Origin of the sequence: Streptomyces sp. NPDC047002, assembly GCF_040704505.1 — a bacterium.
Taxonomy (GTDB): domain Bacteria; phylum Actinomycetota; class Actinomycetes; order Streptomycetales; family Streptomycetaceae; genus Streptomyces.
Window position 1 is genome coordinate 1 of the sequence record NZ_JBEYWC010000039.1, and the last position, 21,229, is coordinate 21,229.

18 protein-coding genes and 1 pseudogene are annotated in these 21,229 nt (G+C 72.5%); 15 read left to right on the forward strand and 4 right to left on the reverse strand.

The genetic code is table 11. The features are described from left to right. The 13 genes and pseudogenes from AB0910_RS27395 to AB0910_RS27455 all read left to right on the forward strand — a co-directional run. Nucleotides 1-267: pseudogene (locus AB0910_RS27395) on the forward strand (hypothetical protein); the annotation flags it as partial. Nucleotides 268-617: 350 nt separating this feature from the next. Next, a complete protein-coding gene (locus tag AB0910_RS27400; RefSeq protein ID WP_366747335.1) occupies nt 618-1,841 on the forward strand; it encodes an ATP-binding protein in 1,224 nt (407 codons plus the stop codon). Next, complete coding sequence (locus AB0910_RS27405; protein ID WP_366747336.1) at nt 1,838-2,239, forward strand: roadblock/LC7 domain-containing protein; 402 nt, start codon at nt 1,838-1,840, stop codon at nt 2,237-2,239. The genes AB0910_RS27400 and AB0910_RS27405 overlap by 4 nt, the downstream gene beginning before the upstream one ends. Beyond that, complete coding sequence (locus AB0910_RS27410) at nt 2,236-2,670, forward strand: DUF742 domain-containing protein (RefSeq protein ID WP_366747337.1); 435 nt, start codon at nt 2,236-2,238, stop codon at nt 2,668-2,670. The genes AB0910_RS27405 and AB0910_RS27410 overlap by 4 nt, the downstream gene beginning before the upstream one ends. Beyond that, the gene (locus AB0910_RS27415; RefSeq protein ID WP_366747338.1) at nt 2,639-3,244 is read left to right on the forward strand and encodes an ATP/GTP-binding protein; all 606 of its coding nucleotides are present in this window, start codon (nt 2,639-2,641) and stop codon (nt 3,242-3,244) included. Before AB0910_RS27410 ends, AB0910_RS27415 begins: the two co-directional genes overlap by 32 nt. Beyond that, a complete protein-coding gene (locus AB0910_RS27420; protein ID WP_366747339.1) occupies nt 3,244-4,611 on the forward strand; it encodes a cytochrome P450 in 1,368 nt (455 codons plus the stop codon). The genes AB0910_RS27415 and AB0910_RS27420 overlap by 1 nt, the downstream gene beginning before the upstream one ends. Before the next feature lie 98 nt (nt 4,612-4,709). After that, nucleotides 4,710-5,957: a cytochrome P450 gene (locus AB0910_RS27425; RefSeq protein ID WP_366747340.1), complete on the forward strand. Its 1,248-nt coding sequence runs from the start codon at nt 4,710-4,712 to the stop codon at nt 5,955-5,957. A gap of 33 nt (nt 5,958-5,990) precedes the next feature. Next, on the forward strand, nt 5,991-6,755 hold the full coding sequence (locus tag AB0910_RS27430) for an enoyl-CoA hydratase/isomerase family protein (RefSeq protein ID WP_366747341.1): 765 nt from the start codon (nt 5,991-5,993) through the stop codon (nt 6,753-6,755). Nucleotides 6,756-6,997: 242 nt separating this feature from the next. Then, the gene (locus AB0910_RS27435; protein WP_366747342.1) at nt 6,998-8,503 is read left to right on the forward strand and encodes an ATP-binding protein; all 1,506 of its coding nucleotides are present in this window, start codon (nt 6,998-7,000) and stop codon (nt 8,501-8,503) included. A gap of 610 nt (nt 8,504-9,113) precedes the next feature. After that, nucleotides 9,114-9,848 carry an RNA polymerase sigma factor gene (locus AB0910_RS27440; protein WP_366747343.1) on the forward strand — a complete coding sequence of 245 codons (735 nt, stop codon included), beginning with the start codon at nt 9,114-9,116 and terminating at the stop codon, nt 9,846-9,848. Then, entirely contained in the window at nt 9,848-11,386 is a 1,539-nt protein-coding gene (locus AB0910_RS27445; RefSeq protein WP_366747344.1) for a hypothetical protein, read from the forward strand. The genes AB0910_RS27440 and AB0910_RS27445 overlap by 1 nt, the downstream gene beginning before the upstream one ends. 539 nt (nt 11,387-11,925) lie before the next feature. Next, the gene (locus tag AB0910_RS27450) at nt 11,926-13,524 is read left to right on the forward strand and encodes a methylmalonyl-CoA mutase family protein (RefSeq protein WP_366747345.1); all 1,599 of its coding nucleotides are present in this window, start codon (nt 11,926-11,928) and stop codon (nt 13,522-13,524) included. Between the two features lie 19 nt (nt 13,525-13,543). Beyond that, on the forward strand, nt 13,544-13,963 hold the full coding sequence (locus AB0910_RS27455) for a flavoprotein (RefSeq protein ID WP_366747346.1): 420 nt from the start codon (nt 13,544-13,546) through the stop codon (nt 13,961-13,963). Nucleotides 13,964-14,000: 37 nt separating this feature from the next. On the opposite strand, the gene AB0910_RS27460 is transcribed toward AB0910_RS27455, so the two are convergent. The 4 genes from AB0910_RS27460 to AB0910_RS27475 are packed head-to-tail and all read right to left on the reverse strand — an operon-like array spanning nt 14,001 to nt 18,652. Beyond that, complete coding sequence (locus AB0910_RS27460; RefSeq protein ID WP_366747347.1) at nt 14,001-15,083, reverse strand: hypothetical protein; 1,083 nt, start codon at nt 15,081-15,083, stop codon at nt 14,001-14,003. 11 nt (nt 15,084-15,094) lie between these two features. After that, complete coding sequence (locus tag AB0910_RS27465) at nt 15,095-16,021, reverse strand: N-acetylneuraminate synthase family protein (protein ID WP_366747348.1); 927 nt, start codon at nt 16,019-16,021, stop codon at nt 15,095-15,097. Between the two features lie 10 nt (nt 16,022-16,031). After that, entirely contained in the window at nt 16,032-17,282 is a 1,251-nt protein-coding gene (locus AB0910_RS27470; RefSeq protein WP_366747349.1) for an acylneuraminate cytidylyltransferase, read from the reverse strand. Between the two features lie 26 nt (nt 17,283-17,308). Continuing rightward, on the reverse strand, nt 17,309-18,652 hold the full coding sequence (locus AB0910_RS27475; RefSeq protein WP_366747350.1) for a DUF6716 putative glycosyltransferase: 1,344 nt from the start codon (nt 18,650-18,652) through the stop codon (nt 17,309-17,311). 187 nt (nt 18,653-18,839) lie between these two features. Between AB0910_RS27475 and AB0910_RS27480 the strand changes: the two genes are divergently transcribed. Further along, nucleotides 18,840-19,820: a glycosyltransferase family 2 protein gene (locus AB0910_RS27480; RefSeq protein ID WP_366747351.1), complete on the forward strand. Its 981-nt coding sequence runs from the start codon at nt 18,840-18,842 to the stop codon at nt 19,818-19,820. Beyond that, entirely contained in the window at nt 19,817-21,214 is a 1,398-nt protein-coding gene (locus AB0910_RS27485) for a polysialyltransferase family glycosyltransferase (RefSeq protein WP_366747352.1), read from the forward strand. Before AB0910_RS27480 ends, AB0910_RS27485 begins: the two co-directional genes overlap by 4 nt. Nucleotides 21,215-21,229: the final 15 nt, after the last annotated feature.

The following is a 21,229-nucleotide window of genomic DNA, read 5'->3' on the forward strand; positions in this document are numbered from 1 at the left end:
CGCGGCGCGCGCTTCGCGGTCTGGGGCGACGTGCCGGACGCGCAGACGACGGCGCAGGTCGCGGCGGGCATCAGGATGCCGCTCAACGCGCTGGCCCAGCGGCTGTGGGTGCCCGGCAGGCCGACCCTGAGCTGGAGCGCCTTCACGGCGCTCGCCGACCGGGTCGACGGCTCGGCGGGCTCGGCCGTGACCCCCGCGCCCAGCGCGTCCGCGACGGCCGGCGGCTCCCCGTCCCCCGCCCGCCCCACCACCCCGCCGGAGTCCTGAGGCCGCATCGGACCGCACCCGCCACGGGCCTGCCCGCGGCGGGTGCGGCGCGTGTCGGCCGGGGCCGGGCGGCCGGGGCCGCAGAGCTCCGGCCGCGGGTCGAACGGGTGTCCACGGCGCATGTCCCCCACGCCCGCGAGCAGAAGCCGTGTTGCTTTACCACACCCATCGGCCGCCATGTGGGAGATACGTGATGGCACGTCAGTGGCTGCTGAGCTTGCTGCTACGATCGCCACCGCTTGTGAGTCGGTTGGGGGGCCGTAGAACGATCGATGGTGACCCGCCGCTGTAGAGGGCGGTCGCCCGGCCCCTCCGGCGATGCCCCAATCGGTGCCCGACCAGAGAGTCTTATGAGCGCAAACATACCCCTTCCGGCATTGCTGGCCGTCGTCGTCGTGGCGATCCTGGTCGTGATCTTCTTCGCGTGGCGTTCGCGCAACCTGCAGCGCCGCCTGCGGCAGGCCCAGGACGAACTGCGCTCACGCGCCGGCGAGTACGAGGCCCTGGCGGCCAGACACCAGCAGCTGGAACGCACCCAGGAAGAGTTCGTCAGAGAGCACGAAGCGCGGATGGAGGAAGGCGCGCAGGACGCACGTGACCGTGCGGCCGACACCCTGCGGCGCACCGTCGTCTCGCTGGTCCGCACCCTGCAGGGCGCCTCCGACGAGCAGGCCCATTCGATCGCGACGTACCAGACCAAATTCGGTCATGAGGGCGACCATCTGCGCGCCTGGCTCGACGTCGACCACGAGAACGCCCGCTTCGGACGCCTCGCCCAGGCCCTCGAAGTCCTCTCCGGCGGCACGCTGCGCGGCCGCAGCGAGCCGGCCTCCATCTACGACGTCGCGCAGAGCGCCGCCGGCCGCATCAAGCACTTCGAGCGGGTCGAGATCCGCATGACGTGCACGGACGTGGCCGTCGTCGCGCCCGCGGTGGAGCCGGTCGCGCTGGCGATCGCGGAACTCCTCGAGAACGCCGCCGAGTACTCGGCCCCGACCACCCCGGTCGAGATCGAGATCCGGGACGTCCCCAACGGCATCTGCGTCAGCGTCTACGACCAGGGCCTCGGTATGACGGAGGAGCAGCGGCAGAACGCGACGAGTCTGCTGTCGCGCTCCCACGACATCACCGACCTCGGCAACCCGCCGCAGATCGGCTTCCGGCTGATCGGTGCCCTCGCCTCACGGCAGAGCGGCTTCTCCGTCTCCCTCAAGAGCTCGCCCTACGGCGGTGTCGAGGCGGTGCTGCTGCTGCAGCGCACCATCCTGACCGAGGTTCCCAAGCGGCCTGCCACGGAACTCCCGGAGGAGACGACGGTGCCCTCATCCCACGACTCCCCCGACCGGGAAACCCCTCCCGCGGCGGAGCTCCCCGAGGACAACGTCATCGGGTTCACCAAGAACAACCTGCCGCGCCGGCGGCGCAGAGAGCCGGCGGCGGCCGCTGCCGCCACCGAGGCGCAGGAGACGCCCGTGCTCCCCAACCCCGCCGCCGCGCGGAACCTGGGCGGGCTGCAGCGCGGGACAGCGGCAGGGCGTGCCACCCCCATTGGCGAAAGGCAGGAGGACCGGTGAACAAGCGAATCGAATCCTGGGTGCTGCAACCCCTCCTGGACGTCCAGCACACGGACTTCGCCTGCGTCTTCTCCGCGGACGGCCTGCTCATGGGCAAGACGGAGAACGTCGACCGCGACGACGCCGACCGGTTCGCCGCGGGCGCGACGGGCCTCCAGGCCCTCAGCCGGAGCGTGGGGACGGCGGCCAACGAGGCGGCGGCGTGGCTTCAGACGGTCGTCGAGACGACGGACGGGTACGTCCTGCTCGTCGCGGCCGGCGAGGGCGCGTACCTCGGCGTGCAGACCGGCCGCGACGTCGACCTGGAGAGGCTGACGTTCAAGGTGCAGCAGTTGGTGCAGAGCATCAACTCGTACCTGTCCGCGGCCCCCCGCGAGGACGTGGGTCTGCCGTCATGAGCCCCTCCGACGGTGTGGACTCGGAGGGTTCGGACCAGACGGAGACCTCCTCGGTGGAGCCCGCTGAGGCCGATGCCCTGACGCCGCCCCTCGTGCGGCCCTACGTCCTGACCGGCGGGCGACCGCTGCCGTCGGACAACGAGTTCGATCTGACCCTGCTCGTCATGACGACCCGGGGTGCCAGGGGGAAGCTGCCCCTGGCCCGGGAGAAGAGCCGGCTGCTCGACATCTGCTCCGGCGGCCTGCTGTCCGTGGCCGAGGTCGTCGCACACACGCAACTCCCGGTGGCGGTAGTGAAGTTGCTGCTGGCCGACCTGGCCGAGTCGGGTCATCTGCTCACCAGAGCTCCCATAGCGAAAGCGCAGCGTCCGGATCGGCAACTCCTCCAGGATGTACTCGATGGACTTGAAAGAAAATTCGCGCGTGGCTGAGCCCAGTTATCTGCCCGACTCGGTTCAGCAGACGGTCAAGATCCTGGTCGTGGGGCACTTCGCTGTGGGCAAGACGACGTTCGTCGGCACCTTGTCGGAGATCCGTCCGCTGCGGACCGAAGAGGTCATGACCGAGGCGTCCGTGTCCGTGGACAACCTGGCGGGCACCCCGGGAAAGGTCACCACGACGGTGGCCATGGACTTCGGGCGCATCACGGTCAGCGACCAGTTGGTCCTCTACCTGTTCGGTACGCCGGGCCAGGACCGGTTCGTGAGCCTGTTCAGGGACATCAGCCAGGGGGCCCTCGGCGCCCTGGTGCTCGTCGACCCGACCCGCCTCAGCGAGTCGTTCCCCGTGCTCAACCTCGTCGAGGACTCCGGGCTGCCCTACGGCGTGGGAGTCAACCACTTCGACGGCGGGCAGCGCTACGACCCGGAAGAGGTCAGGCAGGCGCTCGACCTGACGTCGGACACGCCCATCGTGCCGTGCGACCCGCGCGACGAGGGATCGGCCTCAGGCGCCCTGATCGACCTCGTGAAGTACCTGCTCGACCTTGATGTGAGGAGTCAGTGATGGGCTTTGAGGCAGAAGGCCAGACCCCGCCGCCGGGGTGCCCGGCGCACGCGGCGTCCGGCCCGGTCCCGCTGTGGGGGCCGGAGTTCGCGGCCGACCCGCACCAGATCTACAGCCACCTGCGGTCCATGGGTGCCGCGGCCGCCGTCGAGGTGGCCCCCGGGGTGCCGGTCACGCTCGTCACCGGCTACAAGGCCGCGCGCAGCGTGCTCCAGGACCCCCGGAGGTTCGTCCGCGACTCCGACCGCTGGGAGGCGTACCACAGCGGCGGCATCCCCCACGACTCTCCCGTCCTCCAGCTGATCCTGAAGCGGCAGAACGCCATGTTCGCGGACGGACAGGAGCATGTGAGGCTCCGTCAGGCGCTCACCGACAGCCTGAACCAGATCGACACGTACGCCCTGCGCAAGCGCGTCGACCAGATCGGCGAGTACCTGATCAACCGCTTCTGCCAGGACGGCAAGGTCGACCTGATACCCGAATACGCGCGGAAGCTGCCGCTCCTCGTCTTCGCGTACCTCTTCGACTGCCCTCAGGAGGTCGGCGACCGGCTGATCACCGGGATCTCCGACCTGTTCGACGGGCGGGACGCGCACAACGCCAACAACATGCTGGTGGGCGCGCTCATGGACCTGGTCGCCCTCAAGCGGCGCTCTCCCGGTGACGACCTCGTCTCCTGGCTGATCGGGCACCCGAACGGCCTCACCGACGCGGAGATGGTGCAGCAGCTCGTCCTCCTCGTCGGCGGCGGCACCGAGCCCATCCAGAACCTCATGTCGAGCGCCTTGTGCCGGCTGCTCGACGACCGGTCCGTCCGGGTGGACGAGGCCGTCAACGCCGTCCTGTGGAACGATCCGCCGATCGCGAACTACGCCATCCACTACCCCGTCACCGACGTGGACGTGGAGGGCTCGCGGCTCAAGGCGAACGCGCCGGTGATGATCAGCTTCGCCGCGGCCAACGCGGACCCCGCCCTGGCCGAGGCGCAGTCCTCCGCCAAGCGTGCCCACCTGGCGTGGGGGGCGGGACCGCACGCCTGCCCGGCCAAGGACTGGGCGCACGTCATCTACGAGGCGGGCATCGAGCGCCTCCTCAAGCGCCTGCCGGACATCGAGCTCGCGGTGCCCGCCTCGGGCCTCTACTGGCGGCCCGGCGCCTTCCAGCGCGCCCTGGCCGAGCTGCCGACCCGGTTCACCCCGGTCCCGCCCGTCGACGCGAGGCCCGCCGCGGCGGCGCCCTCAAGTAGCCCGCTCCCGCAGAGCACTCCGCTCGTCGGCCGCCCCGCCGAGCCCCCGCGGGCACCCGCGCAGCCCCAGCGCCGCAAGGGCCTGTGGGGCGCGCTGGCCGACTGGTTGCAAGGGAAGTGACCCATGTCACGCATGACGGACAAGTTTAGGTGAATGCTTCACCCTGAGTTGCGGGTAGACACGGAGCGCGTTGGCCGTCAAGAAGGGGGCGCCGCTCCGTGGCTACACCGCAGCTGGAACGCCGCACAGTCACCAGACTCTTCTCCCGTCTCAGGAAGGCCGAAGGACAAGCAGACCCGCTGCCCCTCTATGCGGACCTCCGCACAGGGGGTGACGCGATACCCGCGCCCTGGGGTGGCGTGCTGGTCACCTCCTTTCGCCTGTGCTCCCAGATCCTGGCCGACTCCTCCTGGGGCGTCCCCACCGCCGACTGGCGCGCGGGCCGGCCGAATCAGCGGTGGAGATCCGACTCCTCGACCGACATGGGGCGCATGCTGCCCATGCTTGACCCGCCCCGGCACACCGCCGTCAGGCGGTCGGTCGCGCCCATGTTCAACCGCTCCACCCTCCAGGGCATGACCGCCTCCATCGAGCGGACCGCCACGGAGCTGGTCGACGCGTTCCTCGACGCGGCGCACCGGGGCACGGCCGACTACGTGTCCATGGTCAGCGACGAGCTTCCCATCAGGACGGTCGGCGCCTGGCTCGAACTCGATCCGGGGGACTTCGGCCGGCTGCGCGAGCTCACCCACATCCAGTCGAGCACCCAGGAACTCTTCCCGACGCCGAGCCAGCTCGCCGACGCCGACACCGCGACCCGTGAGCTGCGCGACTACTTCTGGCGCCTCGTCCTCGACCGGCGCGAGAACCCCGGCGCCGACCCGGTCTCCCACTGGCTGGCCACCTGGGACCGGACCGGGGGCGACCCGGACGCGAGCAACGCCACCGTGCACGCGCTGGCCTTCTTCGTCCTCCTGGCCTCCATGGAGACGACGACGCACCTCCTCTCCAGCGTGATGCGGCTCCTCCTGGAGCACCCGGAGCACTTCGAGCTCCTGCGCGCACACCCGGATGCCATACCGGGCACGGTGGAGGAGGCATTGCGTTTCGATCCGCCCATCCACATGATCAGCAGGATCGCGCCGGGCGACGTCGAGTTGGGCGGAGTGCCCGTCAGACAGGGCGAGATGGTCCAGCTGATGATCGGGGCCGCGCACCACGACGAGACGGAGCACCCGGACCCCGAGAGGTTCGACCCGGCCCGCAAGACGAACCTGCTCTCCTTCGGCCGCGGGATCCACCACTGTCTGGGGGCCTCCCTCGCCCGGCTCGAAGCGAGGGCCGTACTCTCCGCACTGGCAGGCAGGGTGCGTGCCACCGGGTTCCAGCACTCCGCCGTCTGGGCCCCGCGTGTGGTGCTGCGGCGCATGACCTCCCTGCGGGTGACCGCCACCCACACGTCATGAGACCGTCAGGCCGAGCAGGAAACGAGGAGCGGAGTGAGCACGTACGAGCTGGTCGGAGTCGAGCGCACGCACAACGGGGACGTGCTTGAGGTCACACTCGACAGCCCGGAGACCGGGAACGCCTTCTCGCTCGCGATGATCGAGGAGCTCACCGATGTGTTCGGGTCGATGCAGGACGACCGCAGCGTGAGGGCGATGGTGCTGTCGGGCGCGGGCGAGAACTTCGGCCTCGGCGGCCAGCGGTCGGAGTTCGAGGGGCTGAACGCGTCCGGCGGCGGCGACGACATGTGGACGCTGGGCAGGAAGGCCCGGCGGATGTGCAGCGTCCTCGCGCAGAGCGACAAGGTGAAGATCGCCAAGGTGCACGGCAAGGCGGTGGGCGCGGGCTTCGTCGTGCCGCTGCTGTGCAATCTGCGCGTCGCCACACGGACGGCGACCTTCCGGCTCCCTGAGGCCGGCCTCGGCGTGCCGCCCGCCTGGGGCGGCATACTCGGCCGTCTCATCACGGTCATCGGCCACTCCGCCGCCACCGAACTCGTCCTGACCTCGCGGGTCGTCCCCGCGGACGAGGCGCAGCGGCTCGGCGTCGTCCACGCGGTCGTGCCCGACGAGGAGGGGGCGCTCGACACCCAGGTCGAGCGGTGGCTCCGACCGATGCTCAGGCGCCGCGACAACGGCTCCCTCGCGACGACGATCGCCATCCTCAACGCCTACGCGGACACGTCCGACCAGATGAACGGCGCGGGCCTCGACATCCCCCTGCTGGCGTCCTTCGTCGCCATGAACACCGACACGTGAGACGTGGCCGGGCGGGCCGCCACCGGGGCCCGGACCGGCCCACGCACCCACGAGCTCCCGCAGGGACCCGGTCGGGCAAGGGACGACGACGACCGGGACCGCCACCCCTGGTCCGACGGTTCTGCCTGCAGCACCAGGCATTCTCGGGTCCGCAGCCTGATCACCAGGATGATTCCCAGTACGACGCCTTTCGTCGAAGTAGACTTAGACGGGAAGTGTCGTACTTGAGCTGCGGAGGGTGAGTGGAGAAGGGGCTGCCGGCCAAGCCGGACGATGTGGTCGACCGGGACCGGGAGTGGGGTCTGCTCGCGGAGTTCCTCCATGATGCGGACCCGGCGATGCGGCTCGGCATTGTGTCGGGGCGGCGGCGGCACGGGAAGTCGTACCTTCTGCAAGCTCTGTCCGAGCAGGTCGGCGGTCTTTACGTCACGGCGGTCCGGGAAGAAGGGCGGCTGCCCGCGATCCAGCGATTCAGTGACGCGGTTGCCGCGCATGCCGCTCTGAGGCCGGGCAGTCTGCGCCTGACCGACTGGCGTGACGTGTTGTCCAATGCACTTGATGTGACGTCACGCTCGGAACATCCGCTCCTGGTGATCGACGAGTTGCCCTATCTCCTCCAGCACTCGCCCGAGATCCCGGGACTGCTTCAGCAGCTCTACGACGAACGCCAGCGCGGCGCCCGGCGCGGTGCCGGGCCGGGGCCGCGGCTGATCCTGTGCGGCTCGGCGATGAGCGTCATGCACGAACTGCTCTCGGGAACCAAGCCGCTGCGGGGACGCGCCGTGATCGATCTGCGACTGGGCCCCTTCGACTACCGTGACAGCCGGGACTTCTGGCAGATCGCCGATCCGCTGACCGCGCTGAAGGTGCACGCGGTCCTCGGGGGGGCACCCGGCTACCGACCGGTGGCCGGCCGTCCGCATCCGGACGACGGCTTCGGCATGTGGCTCACCCGAACACTCCTCGATCCGGGTCGAGCGGTGTATTCGCGTACCGAGACCGAGTATCTGCTGCGCGAGGACCCAAGGATCACGCAGCACACCCTGTACTACGACATCCTCACCGCGATCGCGAACGGCGCCACCACGCCCAGCAAGATCGGTGCCGCCCTGGAGCGGCCGCGCAATGCCGTCGCTCACCCCCTGGGCGTGCTGGAGTCCACCGGCTACATCCGCCGGGAACAGGACATCCTCCGCTCCAAACACCCCGTGATCACCCTTGCCGACCCCGTCATCCGCTTCAACCAGCTCATCACCCTTCCCCAGGCCGCCGCCGTGGAACAAGGCTTCGCCGAGCAGGTCTGGCAGCAGGCCGCCCCGACCTTCAACTCCAAAATCCTCGGGCCGCACTTCGAGGATTTGGCCCGAGATTTCACTCGACGCTACGCGCACACCGTGCTTCCCGGTGGGCTTCCCGGGCCGGTCGGCACCACCGAGGTTGCCGACCAGGCCGCCCGGACCAGGCATGAGATCGATGTGATCGCGTTGGCAGCGGGCGAGCGCCCGCAGGCACCCCGAGCGAGGATCGCGCTGCTGGGCGAAGCCAAGGCGACCACCGCTCGCCGCGGGACCGGCGACCTGGAACGACTGGAACGCATCCGCGGCCTGCTCGCAGAGCAGGGGCACGACACCGCGGCCACCACTCTGGCCCTGTACTCCCTGCACGGCTTCTACCCCGACCTGGTCGACCTGGCCAATCGTCGTGACGACCTCCTTCTGGTCGATCTGCCCGCTCTCTACGGCAGTTGACCCGGCCGGCCAACGCTCCTGCTGAGGATCGCTGAGCCTGGGCGGGCGCACAGTCAGTCATCGGGGGCGACTGACTGTACCGACAGGGCTACCAGACGTGTGAAACCCACGACGTGGATCTGCATACAGGGGGTCTCGGTCGCCCTGGCCGTTGCCGGCCTGCCGGCCGGCTCGGGTTCGCGGTACGGCACCGCCGTCACCCTCCGCGGCACGCCGGCACGAGGCCACGCCGTACGAGGAGATCGGTGTGACGACCCTGATCGAGGATATCGAGCCACCCGGATGGGGCCAGGCGGCCGGCCGGTTGGTCACGTGCTGGCCACGCTGGTCACGGAGCCTGTGTATCGCCGCAGGCCAGATCCCTGAAACCGAAGCGACGGCCGGGGCCGCCACCCCCCACAGGAGAGACCCCGGCCGTCGCCGTGCGGTGCCGCGTTGCGACCCCGTCATTCAAGACAGCGCCGCCCGTGCCGTTTCTGTCACACCTGGGCGCAGTAAATTGTTGCGGCTTGTACGAGTCATGGACGCGGGGCACGAAAAGGCCGTAGCGTGCAAATCGCGTGGGGTGGCGCGGCAATGACCAGCTGCGGATCAGGACGGGTTGTGGGTTGTGCTGGGGGATGACGCGGAGTTGACCGCCGCAGTGCACGCGGCTCGTGACGGGGACGAGGACGCCTTCCGTACCGTCTACCGGGCCGTGCACCCTCGGCTGCTCGGCTATGTCAGGACACTCGTCGGCGACTTCGACGCCGAGGACGTCACCTCGGAGGGGTGGCTCCAGATCGCCCGTGACCTCGGCTCCTTCGAGGGCGACGCCGACCGCTTCAGGGGCTGGGCCGCCCGGATAGCCCGCAACCGCGCACTCGACCACATCCGGATGCGCGGCAGGCGGCCCGCCGTGGGCGGCGACGACAGCGAACTGACCGGGTGGGCCGCCGACTCGGACACCGCGGACGAGGCCATGGAGGCCCTGTCCACCGGCCGCACCCTCGCGTTCATCGCCCAACTGCCGCAGGACCAGGCGGAGGCCGTGGTGCTGCGCGTCGTGGTCGGGCTCGACGCGAAGACGGCGGCGGAGACCCTCGGCAAGCGGCCGGGTGCCGTCCGCACGGCCGCGCACCGCGGCCTGAAACGGCTCGCCGAGCTGATGGACGCGGGGTCCTTCGAGGCCGCGGGGCGTGCGGGCCGCGGCCCCGGCACGGCCGCGGAACCGGAGGACCCGCTCGGCCTGACCGGCCGCTACGGGCCGCTGGGCGGCGTGCCGGTGCAGCGCACCCCGGTGCCGGGGGTGTCGGAACCCGTGGGTGTGACGCATTCGCGCCTGCGGACGCAGAAGGACATGTGATGGGCGACGAGCGTGACCCGTGGCTCGACCAGGACACGGCGGAGAGACTCCTGCGCGGTGACCTCGTCGGGACCACCGGCGCACACGCGGCCGCCGCGGCGCGCGCCGTCTCGGCCCTGCGTGCCCTCGCCCGCGTCGCACCAGCAAACAGCTCAGGCGCCCCGGCCCGCGCCGCCGCCGCACCCGGCGAGACCCGCGGCGAGGCGGCCGCCCTCGCGGCGTTCCGGAACACCACGCGCCGCCCGCCGCACGACACGGTTCCGGGGGACCTCACGTCCTCCGGAGCCGAGGGCGCGGGGCCTGCCTTCGGCGACATCGGCGTACGCGGCTCCCGCGCGCGGGGCGGCGACACGGCCCGCGGCGCCCGGGCGCCAGGCCGTACGGGACTGCCCGCCGCGGAGGGCGCCCCGGCCGCAGGCGGCGTGGCCGCACGCGACACCGACATGCCCGGTGCGCGGGGCGCAGGGCCCCGCAGGGGAACGGGCACCGTGCGGCACGCCCCGGCGGCGTGCGGCCCGGGCGGCAGGCCGCGGGGCCGCGGCGGCCGGTCCGCGCCCGCGGGCTCGGGCTCGGGCGGGTCACGGGACCTGGCGCGCGACGGCGCCCAGGTCCGTGGCGCGCGGCCGCGGGTGGGGTTCGCCGCGCTGCTCGTCGGGTGCTTCGTCGGCAGCGCGGCCCTCGCCGTGGGCTCCGGCGTGCTCGTGGTGCCCGCACCCGCAGGCAGCGACCAACTGCCGCGCTCGCCCGCCGCCGTGACCGGTGAACCGCTCCCCTCCGCCACCGGGCACGCGGGCGGCGGCGCCGAACCCGTCCCCGGCCTCTCGCCCGGCGCCCTGCCGGGGGGCGCGGAGAGCGCCGGGCTCGGCCCCTGGCAGACCGTGGGCAGACAGCTGCTCGCGCTCGGCGGCGCCCAGGCCGCCGTCATCGGCACCCCGACCTCCCGGGCGCCCGCGGCCGGGATCTGGTCGACCCCGCAGGCAGGCGGCACCCCGTCCGCCTGGTACGCGGCGGCCTTCGGCGCCTGCGAGCGCCTCAGGAACGGCACCCTCGACGCCCGCAGCAAGGCGCAGCTGTTCCGCGCCGCGCGGGGCGCGGGCGCCGCCGCGTCCTTCTGCGACCGCCTCCTCGACGGCCGCAACCGCGACAGCGGCGGCTCGGCGGCGAGCGCGGGCGATCCTTCGCCGAGCCGCGGCGGCGGCTTCGGCGTGTACGACCCCGGCGGCAGCGGCAGCCCCGACTCCCCGCCGCCCGGCGGCTCCAGCGCCTCCGCGGGCCCCGGCAGCGCGACCCCCTCGCCCGAGCCGCCGGCCTCGTCGGCCCCGTCAGGCCCCCCGCCGTCGGCGCCCGCGGCCCCACCGCCCCCGTCGGACCCGGGCACCTCGTCGAGCCCGAGCGCCCCGGCCGGCCCGGGCGCTCCTGCGGGCCCCACGAACTCCGCAGCCCCCACAGCCCCCACACCTCCCGCAGGAACGAAGCCCGCGCCGCCACGCGGCGCACGGCCCTCCGCCGTACCCGCGGCGGCCAGGAACGGCGACTGAGCCGCGGCCAGGAACGGCGACCGAGCCGGAACGGCGACCGAGCGCCGGCCAGGGGCAGCGACGGAGCCGCAGCCCGGGACGGCGGCCCGGATACGGCCCCGGACGCGCGCCCCCGCCGACCCGAGGCGCCCGCGACCTGCGGTTTCACCCCCGGCCCCGCAGGGTGTGACGTTTTTCCGTGCTACGGCGCAGTAGAAAGTGAGCCGACTGGTCATCGGCCGCGCAACGAGCCGGGGTTCCCCCCGTACCTTCGGCTCAGCGCACAGGCGCGGACGGGGCACGTTCCCCCGGTCCCGTCCGCGCCCCTTACCCGGCCCCGCCGGACGAGCCGCCGCCGCAGGGCGGGCCGCCCCGCCGGGCAGCCGCTCCCGCAGACGCGCGCCGACGGCGCTGTGGACGCTGTGAGCAACCTCCCAGCGTGTGGCCCTCCACCCGCCGCGGCCGCCCCACTACAGTCGTCCGGCACCCAGGTGGGCGATACCAGGTGGGCGACAGGTGGACACCGAGGTCCACGCGAGTTTCCGAGGAAGGCACGGACCATGGCGCGCGAGCCCGGCAGCGGACGAGTGACCGAGAGCGGATTCCCCGTGCAGCCCGTCTACGGCCCGGGCGACCTGGCCGGCTGGGACCCGGCGGAGAAGCTGGGCGAGCCCGGCGCGTACCCGTACACCCGCGGTGTCTACCCGAGCATGTACACCGGCAGGCCGTGGACGATGCGGCAGTACGCCGGGTTCGGCACGGCCACCGAGTCCAACGCCCGCTACAAGCAGCTCATCGCCAACGGCACGATGGGCCTGTCCGTCGCCTTCGACCTGCCCACACAGATGGGCCACGACAGCGACGCGGCGATCGCGGCGGGCGAGGTCGGCAAGGTCGGCGTCGCGATCGACTCGATCGACGACATGCGGGTGCTGTTCGGCGGGATCCCGCTGGACAAGGTCTCCACGTCGATGACGATCAACGCGCCCGCCGCGCTGCTGCTGCTCATGTACCAACTGGTCGCCGAGGAGCAGGGCGTGGCGCCAGGTCAGCTCACCGGCACGATCCAGAACGACGTGCTGAAGGAGTACATCGCGCGCGGCACGTACATCTTCCCGCCGAAGCCGTCGCTGCGGCTGATCGCCGACATCTTCAAGTACTGCAGGGCCGAGATCCCGCGCTGGAACACCATCTCCATCTCCGGCTACCACATGGCGGAGGCGGGCGCCTCGCCCGCGCAGGAGATCGCGTTCACGCTCGCCGACGGCATCGAGTACGTGCGCACCGCCGTCGCGGCCGGCATGGACGTGGACGACTTCGCGCCGCGCCTCTCGTTCTTCTTCGTGGCCCGCACGACGATCCTCGAAGAGGTCGCCAAGTTCCGTGCCGCGCGCAGGATCTGGGCCCGCGTGATGCGTGAGGAGTTCGGCGCGAAGAACCCCAAGTCGCTGATGCTGCGCTTCCATACGCAGACCGCGGGCGTCCAACTCACCGCCCAGCAGCCCGAGGTGAACCTCGTACGGGTCGCGGTGCAGGGCCTCGCCGCGGTGCTCGGCGGCACCCAGTCGCTGCACACCAACTCCTTCGACGAGGCGATCGCCCTGCCCACGGACAAGTCCGCGCGCCTCGCGCTGCGCACGCAGCAGGTACTGGCGTACGAGACGGACGTGACCGCCACCGTCGACCCGTTCGCGGGGAGTTACGTCGTGGAGAAGCTCACCGACGAGGTGGAGGCTGCGGCGGCCCTGCTCATGGAGCGGGTCGAGGACCTCGGCGGCGCGGTCGACGCCATCGAACGCGGCTTCCAGAAGAACGAGATCGAGCGCAGCGCCTACACGATCGCGCAGGAGACCGACAGCGGCGAGCGCGTCGTCGTCGGCGTCAACCGCTACCAGCTCGACGAGGAGGAGCCGTACGAGCCGCTGCGCGTCGACCCCGCGATCGAGGCCCGGCAGGCGGCCCGCCTCGCGGCGCTGCGCGCGGAGCGCGACCAGGGCGCCGTGGGGGCGGCGCTCGCCGAGCTCCAGCAGGCCGCCAAGGGCGAGGACAACGTCCTCTACCCGATGAAGAAGGCGCTCGCGGCCCGCGCCACGGTCGGCGAGGTCTGCGACGCCCTCCGCGAGGTCTGGGGCACGTATGTCCCCGCGGACGTCTTCTGAGCCGGGAAGCGCCGGCGCGGTGAGTGCGCGGCAGCGCGGGGTCCTCGGGGTCGTGGGCACGGGGGCCGACGGGGTCGAGGCGCTGCGGACGGGGCTCGTGGAGCCGGCCCTCGCCCGCGGCCGGCGGGTCGCCGTGACCCTCACGCCCACCGCGGGACGCCGGCTGCGCGCCAACGGCGAGGCGGCCCTGCTCGAACGGCTGACCGGCCTGCCCGTGCGCGACACGCCGCGGCTGCCGGGCGAGCCACGCCCGCACCCGGACGCGGACTGCTACGTCGTCGCCCCGGCCACCGCCAACACCCTCGCCAAGCTCGCACTCGGCATCGCCGACAACCAGGCCCTGACCCAGCTCGCCGAGGCCCTCGGCATCCCCGAAGTCCCGGTCGTCGCCTTCCCCCGGCCCGCGATCCTCACCACCCTCGACCACGCCACGCACTGACGTGCCTCGCGGGGCCCTTCGGGGCCGGGCGGGGCCGTCAGGCCGGGCTGGCCAGGCGGTGGACGTCCTTGGCCGCGTCGGTGACGCCGGTGAGGAAGCCCTGGGCGCGGGGGGACGCGCCGGCCCTGAGCCACTCGGGGGCGATGTCGCAGACCGCGACCTTGACGCCGGTGCCGGCGAGGGCCAGGGGCAGGGTGTGGACGACCGTCGAGGGGAAGCTGAGGATCGTGCGGCTCGTGGGGCCCCTGCGGGCGATGAGTTCCAGGGGCAGGTCGGGGCGGACGATCTCGAGGCCGGTCGCCGCGTGCAGCGCGTGCAGCTTGTCGACGTGCTCGCGGCGGTGCGCGAAGTAGCGGATGGCGCGGTGCTCGCGCGCCAGCGCCTGCACGGCCTCGGTGTAGCGGGCCTCGTCCACGACGCCCGTCTCCACCAGTGACGTGCCGACCAGGTCGGCGCCGTCGAGGAGCTTCGGCGGCCCGAAGGTGGCCCGGGTCCACGCGAAGCTGTTCTCCGTCACGTCTATGCCGGCGGGCGCCTCCCGCACCGGCATGGACGTGAACACCTCCACCGACCTTGCGGCCGTGGGGGTGAGGCGGCGGCGGGCCGCCGCGGTGACGGGGGCGAGGACGAGTTCACGCGGCCCGCGCGCGCCGCCGCGCCGGTGCCACCGCACCAGGCGCTCGCCGCGCGCGAGCTGGCCGATGAACTCCATCGTCGCCGTGCCGTCGTCCACGACGGTCAGCCGCTTGCCGCCCGCCATCGTCAGCAGCAGCTGCACATAGCGGGAGAACGGGTCGCCGATCACGATCCGGCCCGCCCTGTGCAGCAGCGGCGCCAGCTGGCGCACCGTCCTGAGCGGGGCCCCCGCGCCGCCCCGCGCCTCCTGCCAGCGCACCGTGCAGCCCTGGTCGCGGGCGAGCTCCGCCATCCGGCGCAGCTGGCCACGCGACATCGGGTCGGTGGGGGAGAGGACCACGACGGTCAGGTCGTCGGCCCTCGCCCCCGTGCCCGCCCACTCCAGTACGTTCAGCAGCTGGACCGGGCTCTCCACGAACGCGATGGCCCGCTGGTCGCGGAGGTCGCGGCGGCGCGGGGCTCGTTCCCCGCTCGTACTCGGCACGGCCCGCGCCGTCAGGCCCGCGTCGCTTCGGCCTCGGCGACGACGCCCGGCACGCGGCGGAGCTTCTTCATCGGGCCGAGCTCGGACTCGTAGACCTTCTTCACGCCGTCACCGAGGGACGCCTCGATGGTGCGGATGTCGCGCACCAGGCGCTGGAGGCCCTGCGGCTCGACGGACGCCGCCTGGTCGGAGCCCCACATCGCGCGGTCGAGAGTGATGTGACGCTCCACGAACACGGCACCGAGCGCGACGGCGGCCAGCGTCGTCTGGAGGCCCGTCTCGTGGCCGCTGTAGCCGATCGGCACGTTCGGGTACTCGCCCTGGAGGGTGTTGATGACCCGCAGGTTCAGCTCCTCCGCCTTCGCCGGGTACGTCGACGTGGCGTGGCACAGCAGGATGTTCTCGCTGCCGAGCACCTCCACGGCGTGGCGGATCTGCTTCGGCGTCGACATGCCCGTCGACAGGATGACCGTACGGCCGGTGGCGCGCAGCGTGCGCAGCAGCTCGTCGTCGGTGAGCGAGGCGGACGCGACCTTGTGCGCGGGGATCGAGTCGAACTTCTCGAGGAACGCGACCGCCTCGGTGTCCCACGGGGACGCGAACCAGGCGATGCCCTTCTCCTTGCAGTGCTCGTCGATGGCGCGGTACTCGTCCTCGCCGAACTCCACGCGGTGGCGGTAGTCGATGTACTTCATCCGGCCCCAGGGGGTGTCGCGCTCGATGTCCCACTGGTCGCGCGGGGTGCAGATCTCCGGGGTGCGCTTCTGGAACTTGACCGCGTCGCAGCCGGCCTCGGCGGCGACGTCGATCAGCGCGATCGCGTTGTCGAGCTCACCGTTGTGGTTGATGCCGATCTCACCCGTGACATAGACGGGACGACCGGGTCCTGCCGTGCGCGAACCCAGCGTGCGCAGGCGGGAAGAGGCGTCGGTGCTCATGGGACTGTCCTTAACTGTCGGTGTTGATCGGGGTGCTCGGGGTGATCGGGGTGCTCGGATCGATCGGGGTGAGGTGGGGGGTGGGGACGTGCAGCCCCGGTCCCAGCAGCCAGCCGGCGATCTCGCGGATCGCTCCTTCGCCGCCCGGCGTGGTCGTGACGGCGCGCGCGGCAGCGCGTACGGCGTCGTGGGCGCTCGCGACGGCCACGGGCCAGCCGACGAGGCCGAAGCACGGGAGGTCGTTCACGTCGTTGCCGACGTAGAGCACGCGCTCAGGCGTGACCCCGTGCTCGTCGCACCACTGCTTCAGTGCGAGGTCCTTGCGCTCGATGCCGTGCAGCACCGGCACCTTGAGCTTTTTCGCGCGGGCCGCGACGACCGGGTTCTGCTCGGTGGAGAGCACCAGCAGTGCGAGCCCGGCTTTGCGCAGCGCGGCGACGCCGAGGCCGTCGCCGCGGTGCACGGAGACCATCTCGCGGCCCTCGGAGTCGATGTACACGCGGTCGTCGGTCTGCGTGCCGTCGAAGTCGAGGACGACCGCGTCGACGTCGCCGTGCGCCGGCAGCACCGCGGGGTCGAGCAGCGGCGCGAGCGCCCGCGCCCGGTCCAGGTCGTGCGGGTCGTCGATCTCCAGGACGCGCGCCGCGTCCGTGGCGACCAGCTTCGTGCGGCCGAAGAAGCGGTGCCCGGCGGCCCGGAAGCCGTCGGCGCGCATCGCGTACGCGGCGCCCGTCTCCAGGTACTCGGCGGGCCGGTCCTGGCGGCGCGGCCTGTTGGACTTGTCGTGGTTGACGCCGAAGCCGTCCTCGGCGCCCTCGGGCCCGCTCTCGCGCCAGAGGAAGCCGTGCGACGGCGCGACGGTCAGCGCGGTGTCGGCGCCGCCCGCCGTGATCGCGCCCGCGACGCCGTCCATGTCCTGCGCGGTGATGAACGGGCTGGTGCACTGGACGAGCAGCACCACGTCGACGGTCGTGCCGCGCTCCGCCTCGAAGGCGTCCATCGCGTGCAGCACGGCCGCCTCGCTGGTCGCCGTGTCCCCGGCGATCGCCGCGGGCCGCAGCACGACCCCGGCGCCTGCGGCGCGCGCCGCCTCGGCGATGGCCGCGTCGTCCGTGGAGACGACCACGTCGGTGACCTCGCGGGCGGCGCGGCAGGCCCGTACGGCGCGCACCACCAGCGGCACGCCGCCGACCTGGGCGAGGTTCTTCGCCGGCACGCCCTTGGACCCGCCGCGGGCGGGGATCACGGCGAGGACGTTCATGGGTGCTCCTTGGTGCACGGGCCGGTTCACAGCTCGCCCATCCGGCGGATGACGGGCGCGACGCGCTGCACGCCGTGGCGGTACGCGCCGCGTGCCGCGCCGCGCACGGCCTGCCGCACGGCCCGGCGCATGCCGGACGCGTCGCGTGCGGTGGCGCCGGCGGGCAGCGGCCTGCCGTCCGGGTCGAGGCGGTGCCTCGCGAGCAGCTGCGGCAGGTAGCCGGGGGCCGTGGTGCGGGTGTAGTAGGGGGAGATGGGCGGGAGTCCTGGTCCGTCGAGCAGCTTCGCGACACGGTCGCGCGCCTGGTCGAAGGCGGCGGCGTACGAGCCTTCGCCGGAGGAGGCGCCCCCGGCGGCGACGCCCTGCCGGTCGGCCCACACGGCGTCGGCGCGCGGCTTGAGGCCGCCGTCGAGCTGGTCGAAGGAGGCGAGGCAGCCGGAGCCGATGAAGTGGTGGTTGCCGAGGGGCTCGCGGATGCCGAGGTCGGTGAGGATCGCCGTCGGGATGCGCCGGTGCAGCGCTTCGAGCGCGGCGGTCGAGGAGACCGTGACCAGCAGGTCCGCCCGGTCCAGGACCTCGCCCATGTTCCCGTGCACCAGGCGGAGGTTGGACGGCAGACCGCCGGGCGTGCGCTCAGCGAGCCGCTGGTAGGGGAACTCCTCGACGTGCGTCGTCTGCTCGCCGACGCGGCTGCGCAGCTTCAGCAGCACCTCCCGGCGCGGGTGCAGCCTGGCGTGCTCGATCAGCCGCCGCAGCACGTACGCGCGGTCGGCGCGGGTCACCGGCACGGAGGGCTGTGCCGCGAAGACCACCGTGTCGCGGCCCTCCTGCGGCGCGTAGCGCGCACCGCCGAGGAACGGCAGCGCCGCCTCGGTGACGCACGCGGCGTCCGCCCCCACGCCCTCGTACACACCGCGGAAACGGTGTGCGTCGTGGCGGGAGTTGGCGAGGACGACATCGGCGCCGTGCCGCAGCAGCAGCCCGTCGGCGAGCTTCTCGTAGACCACGCCGACATAGCCGGTGACGACGACGGGCCGGTGCGCGAGGCCGAGCGCGGCGATGCCGTGCAGCATCGCCTGCACACCGCCGCCGACGAGGGCGAGCACGACCAGGTCGTACGCCTCGGGGTCGGCCGCGAGCGCGGCGAGGAAGGCGGTGCCCGTGATCTCGCGGACCTCGGCGGCCTCGGCCCCCACCTCCGCGAGCTGGCGGGCGGTGGGCGTGGCGCGGCCGCGCAGCAGGAAGCCGCTGAGCTCGACCTCGCGGCCGGCGGGAGCGATGCGGCGCGCGGTCAGCGCGCCCCACTTCCACCGGGTGTCGGAGTCGGCGAGCACGGCGACCCGGACCGCGTGACTGGTACGTGATGGCACGTCCCGGACGTTAGGAAGCCACTTCGGTCAACGGCCCAACTCCATGGCAACAAAGGGTTAACAGCCCGCCTACGAATGGGGAAAGTGCGCACTTCAGGAGGTGGTTAAGAGTTCCGTCATGCGCCGTTCACCCGTCGTACTCCGCCTCGTAGGGAACGGACCCGGACCAGCGCCTAGCGTCACCGGTGTGGTCAAGCTCTCCGTCATCGTGCCGTACTACAACGTGCGGCCCTTCATCACCGAAGCCCTGCGCAGTCTGCGGGCGAATCTCGGCGCCGACGACGAGGTCGTCTTCGTGGACGACTGCTCAACGGACGGCACGCCGGACGTGGTCGAAGCCTTCGCGCCCCAACTGCGCTGCGAGGTCCGCCAGATCAGACACGAGCGGAACAGCAGCATCGGCACGGCACGCAACACCGGCCTCAGAGCGGCGACGGGGGAGTATCTGACGTTCCTCGACGGCGACGACTGGCTGGCGCGCGACTACCTGCCCGCGCTGGTGACGGAGATCGAGCGGCTCGGCGTCGACTTCATCCGCACCGACCAGGTCCGCTGCACGGCACGCGCCCGCACCGTCTACCGCGCCCCGATCGGCCCGCGCGGCACCGTGCTCAAGCCCCGCGACCTGATCCTGCCCGACACCCGCTCCACCTCGGTCGACTACCCCTACTCGTGGGCCGGCCTCTTCCACCGCCGCCTGTACGACGCGGGGCTGATGGCCTTCCCCGAGGGCCTGCACACCGCCGAGGACCGGCCGTGGATCTGGAAGCTGCACCGGGAGGCCGAGTCCTGCGCCGCGGTCAACCACCTGGGCTACTACTACCGGCGCGGCGTCCAGTCCTCGCTGACGCAGATCGGCGACACCCGCCAGCTCGACTTCGTCGCCGCCTTCGACCAGCTGCTGCGGGAGACCGCGCAGGACCCGGAGGCCGACCGGCTGATGCCGAAGGCCGTACGGACCTACTGCGCGATCATCACCCACCACCTGGGCCAGATCGAGCGGTTCGAACCCGGCGTCGCACGGCAGCTCAAGGCGATGAGCGCGGCGGCCCTGCGCAGGATGCCGCAGGACGTGCTCGACGACACCCTGTCCTCTCTCGACCACCGGCGCGCCGGCCAACTCGCCAAGCTGCGGCGCCGCACGGCCCCCGCGGAGGCTGCCGCATGACCACCCGAATCCTCCTCGCGTCCACGCTCTACGGCGCGGCGACCCTGGCCGCCGCGCTGGACGCCGGGTGCTTCGAGCCCGCATCCCGCACCATCCTGCTGGTGTCGAACAACGCGGCCAACCCCGAGACCACGCCGGGCCTCGACGAGATGTCCGGCTTCGAGCGGCTGCGCGACCGGTTCGACGAGGTGCGCTCCTGGAACGAGGCCATCCACCCCTTCCACCCGGGCTCCTGGACGCCGCGCCCCGACGACGTGCCCCTGTGGGAGCGCCACCTGCGGCTGCTGTGGCAGCTCGGCGACGACCCGGTGCACCTCGTCGCCGAGTCCATCCAGGTGGTGCCCGCGCTCGCGGTCACCGACATCTTCACCGGCGCGCCGATCGACCTCTACGCGGACGGCCTGATGAGCTACGGCCCCACCCGCAACAGGATCACCCCGCTGATCGGCACCCGCATCGGCCGGGTGCTCCACCTCGACCTCGTACCGGGCCTGCGGCCCATGCTGCTGCGGGAGTTCGGCTCCGAGCCGGTCGTCGTGCCCACCGAGGTGTTCCTGAAGGTCCTCGCCGAGATCGGCGCCGAGGCGCCGGAGCTGCCCGGCATCCCCGCGGCCGCCCCGGCCGACGGCACCGCGGACGCCGGGGTGGCCGCGGCCCGGCGGCCCGCGCTCCTCCTCGGCCAGTACCTCTCGGCGCTCTCCATCCTCACGGCGGACGAGGAGGAGGACCTGCACGTGAAGATGGTGCGGGGCGCGCACGCGCTCGGCCACCGCCGCGTCGTCTTCAAGCCGCACCCCACCGCGCCCGCCCGTTTTTCCCAGCGCCTCGAAGAGGAGGCGGCGCGGCTGGGCGTGGAGCTGACGACCGTCGAGGCGCCGGTCGTCGCCGAGGTGCTCTACCAGCGGCTGCGGCCGGGGCTCGTCGTCGGCTGCTTCTCCACCGCGCTGTTCACCGCCGCGTCCTTCTACGGGCTGCGCGTCGCGCGCGTCGGCACGGAGCTGCTGCTCGAACGGCTCACCCCGTACGAGAACAGCAACCGCGTGCCCGTGACGATCTGCCACGAGCTGCTGCCCGACGTCACGGACCGCGCGGCGGTCGAGGCGCAGCGCATCGGCGGCCGCACGGCGGAGCTGACGGAACTGCTCGCCGCGGTCGGCTTCGCGATGCAGCCGAAGGTCAACCCGGACCTGCGGGAGCGCGCCGCGCGCTACCTGACGGCCCATCAGGACGCGCGTACGATGCGGTACTTCAAGCGCCGCAGGCTCACCGTGCTCGACCTGCCGGGCGGCCTGCCCGCCCGCATGGCCTTCATCCCGCGCAACGCGCGCGTACGGGGCGTGGTACGGCGCGTCAGGTCGCTCAAGCGGATGGCGGCGGGCGAGAACCGCGGCTGAGACGCACGGTCCGTG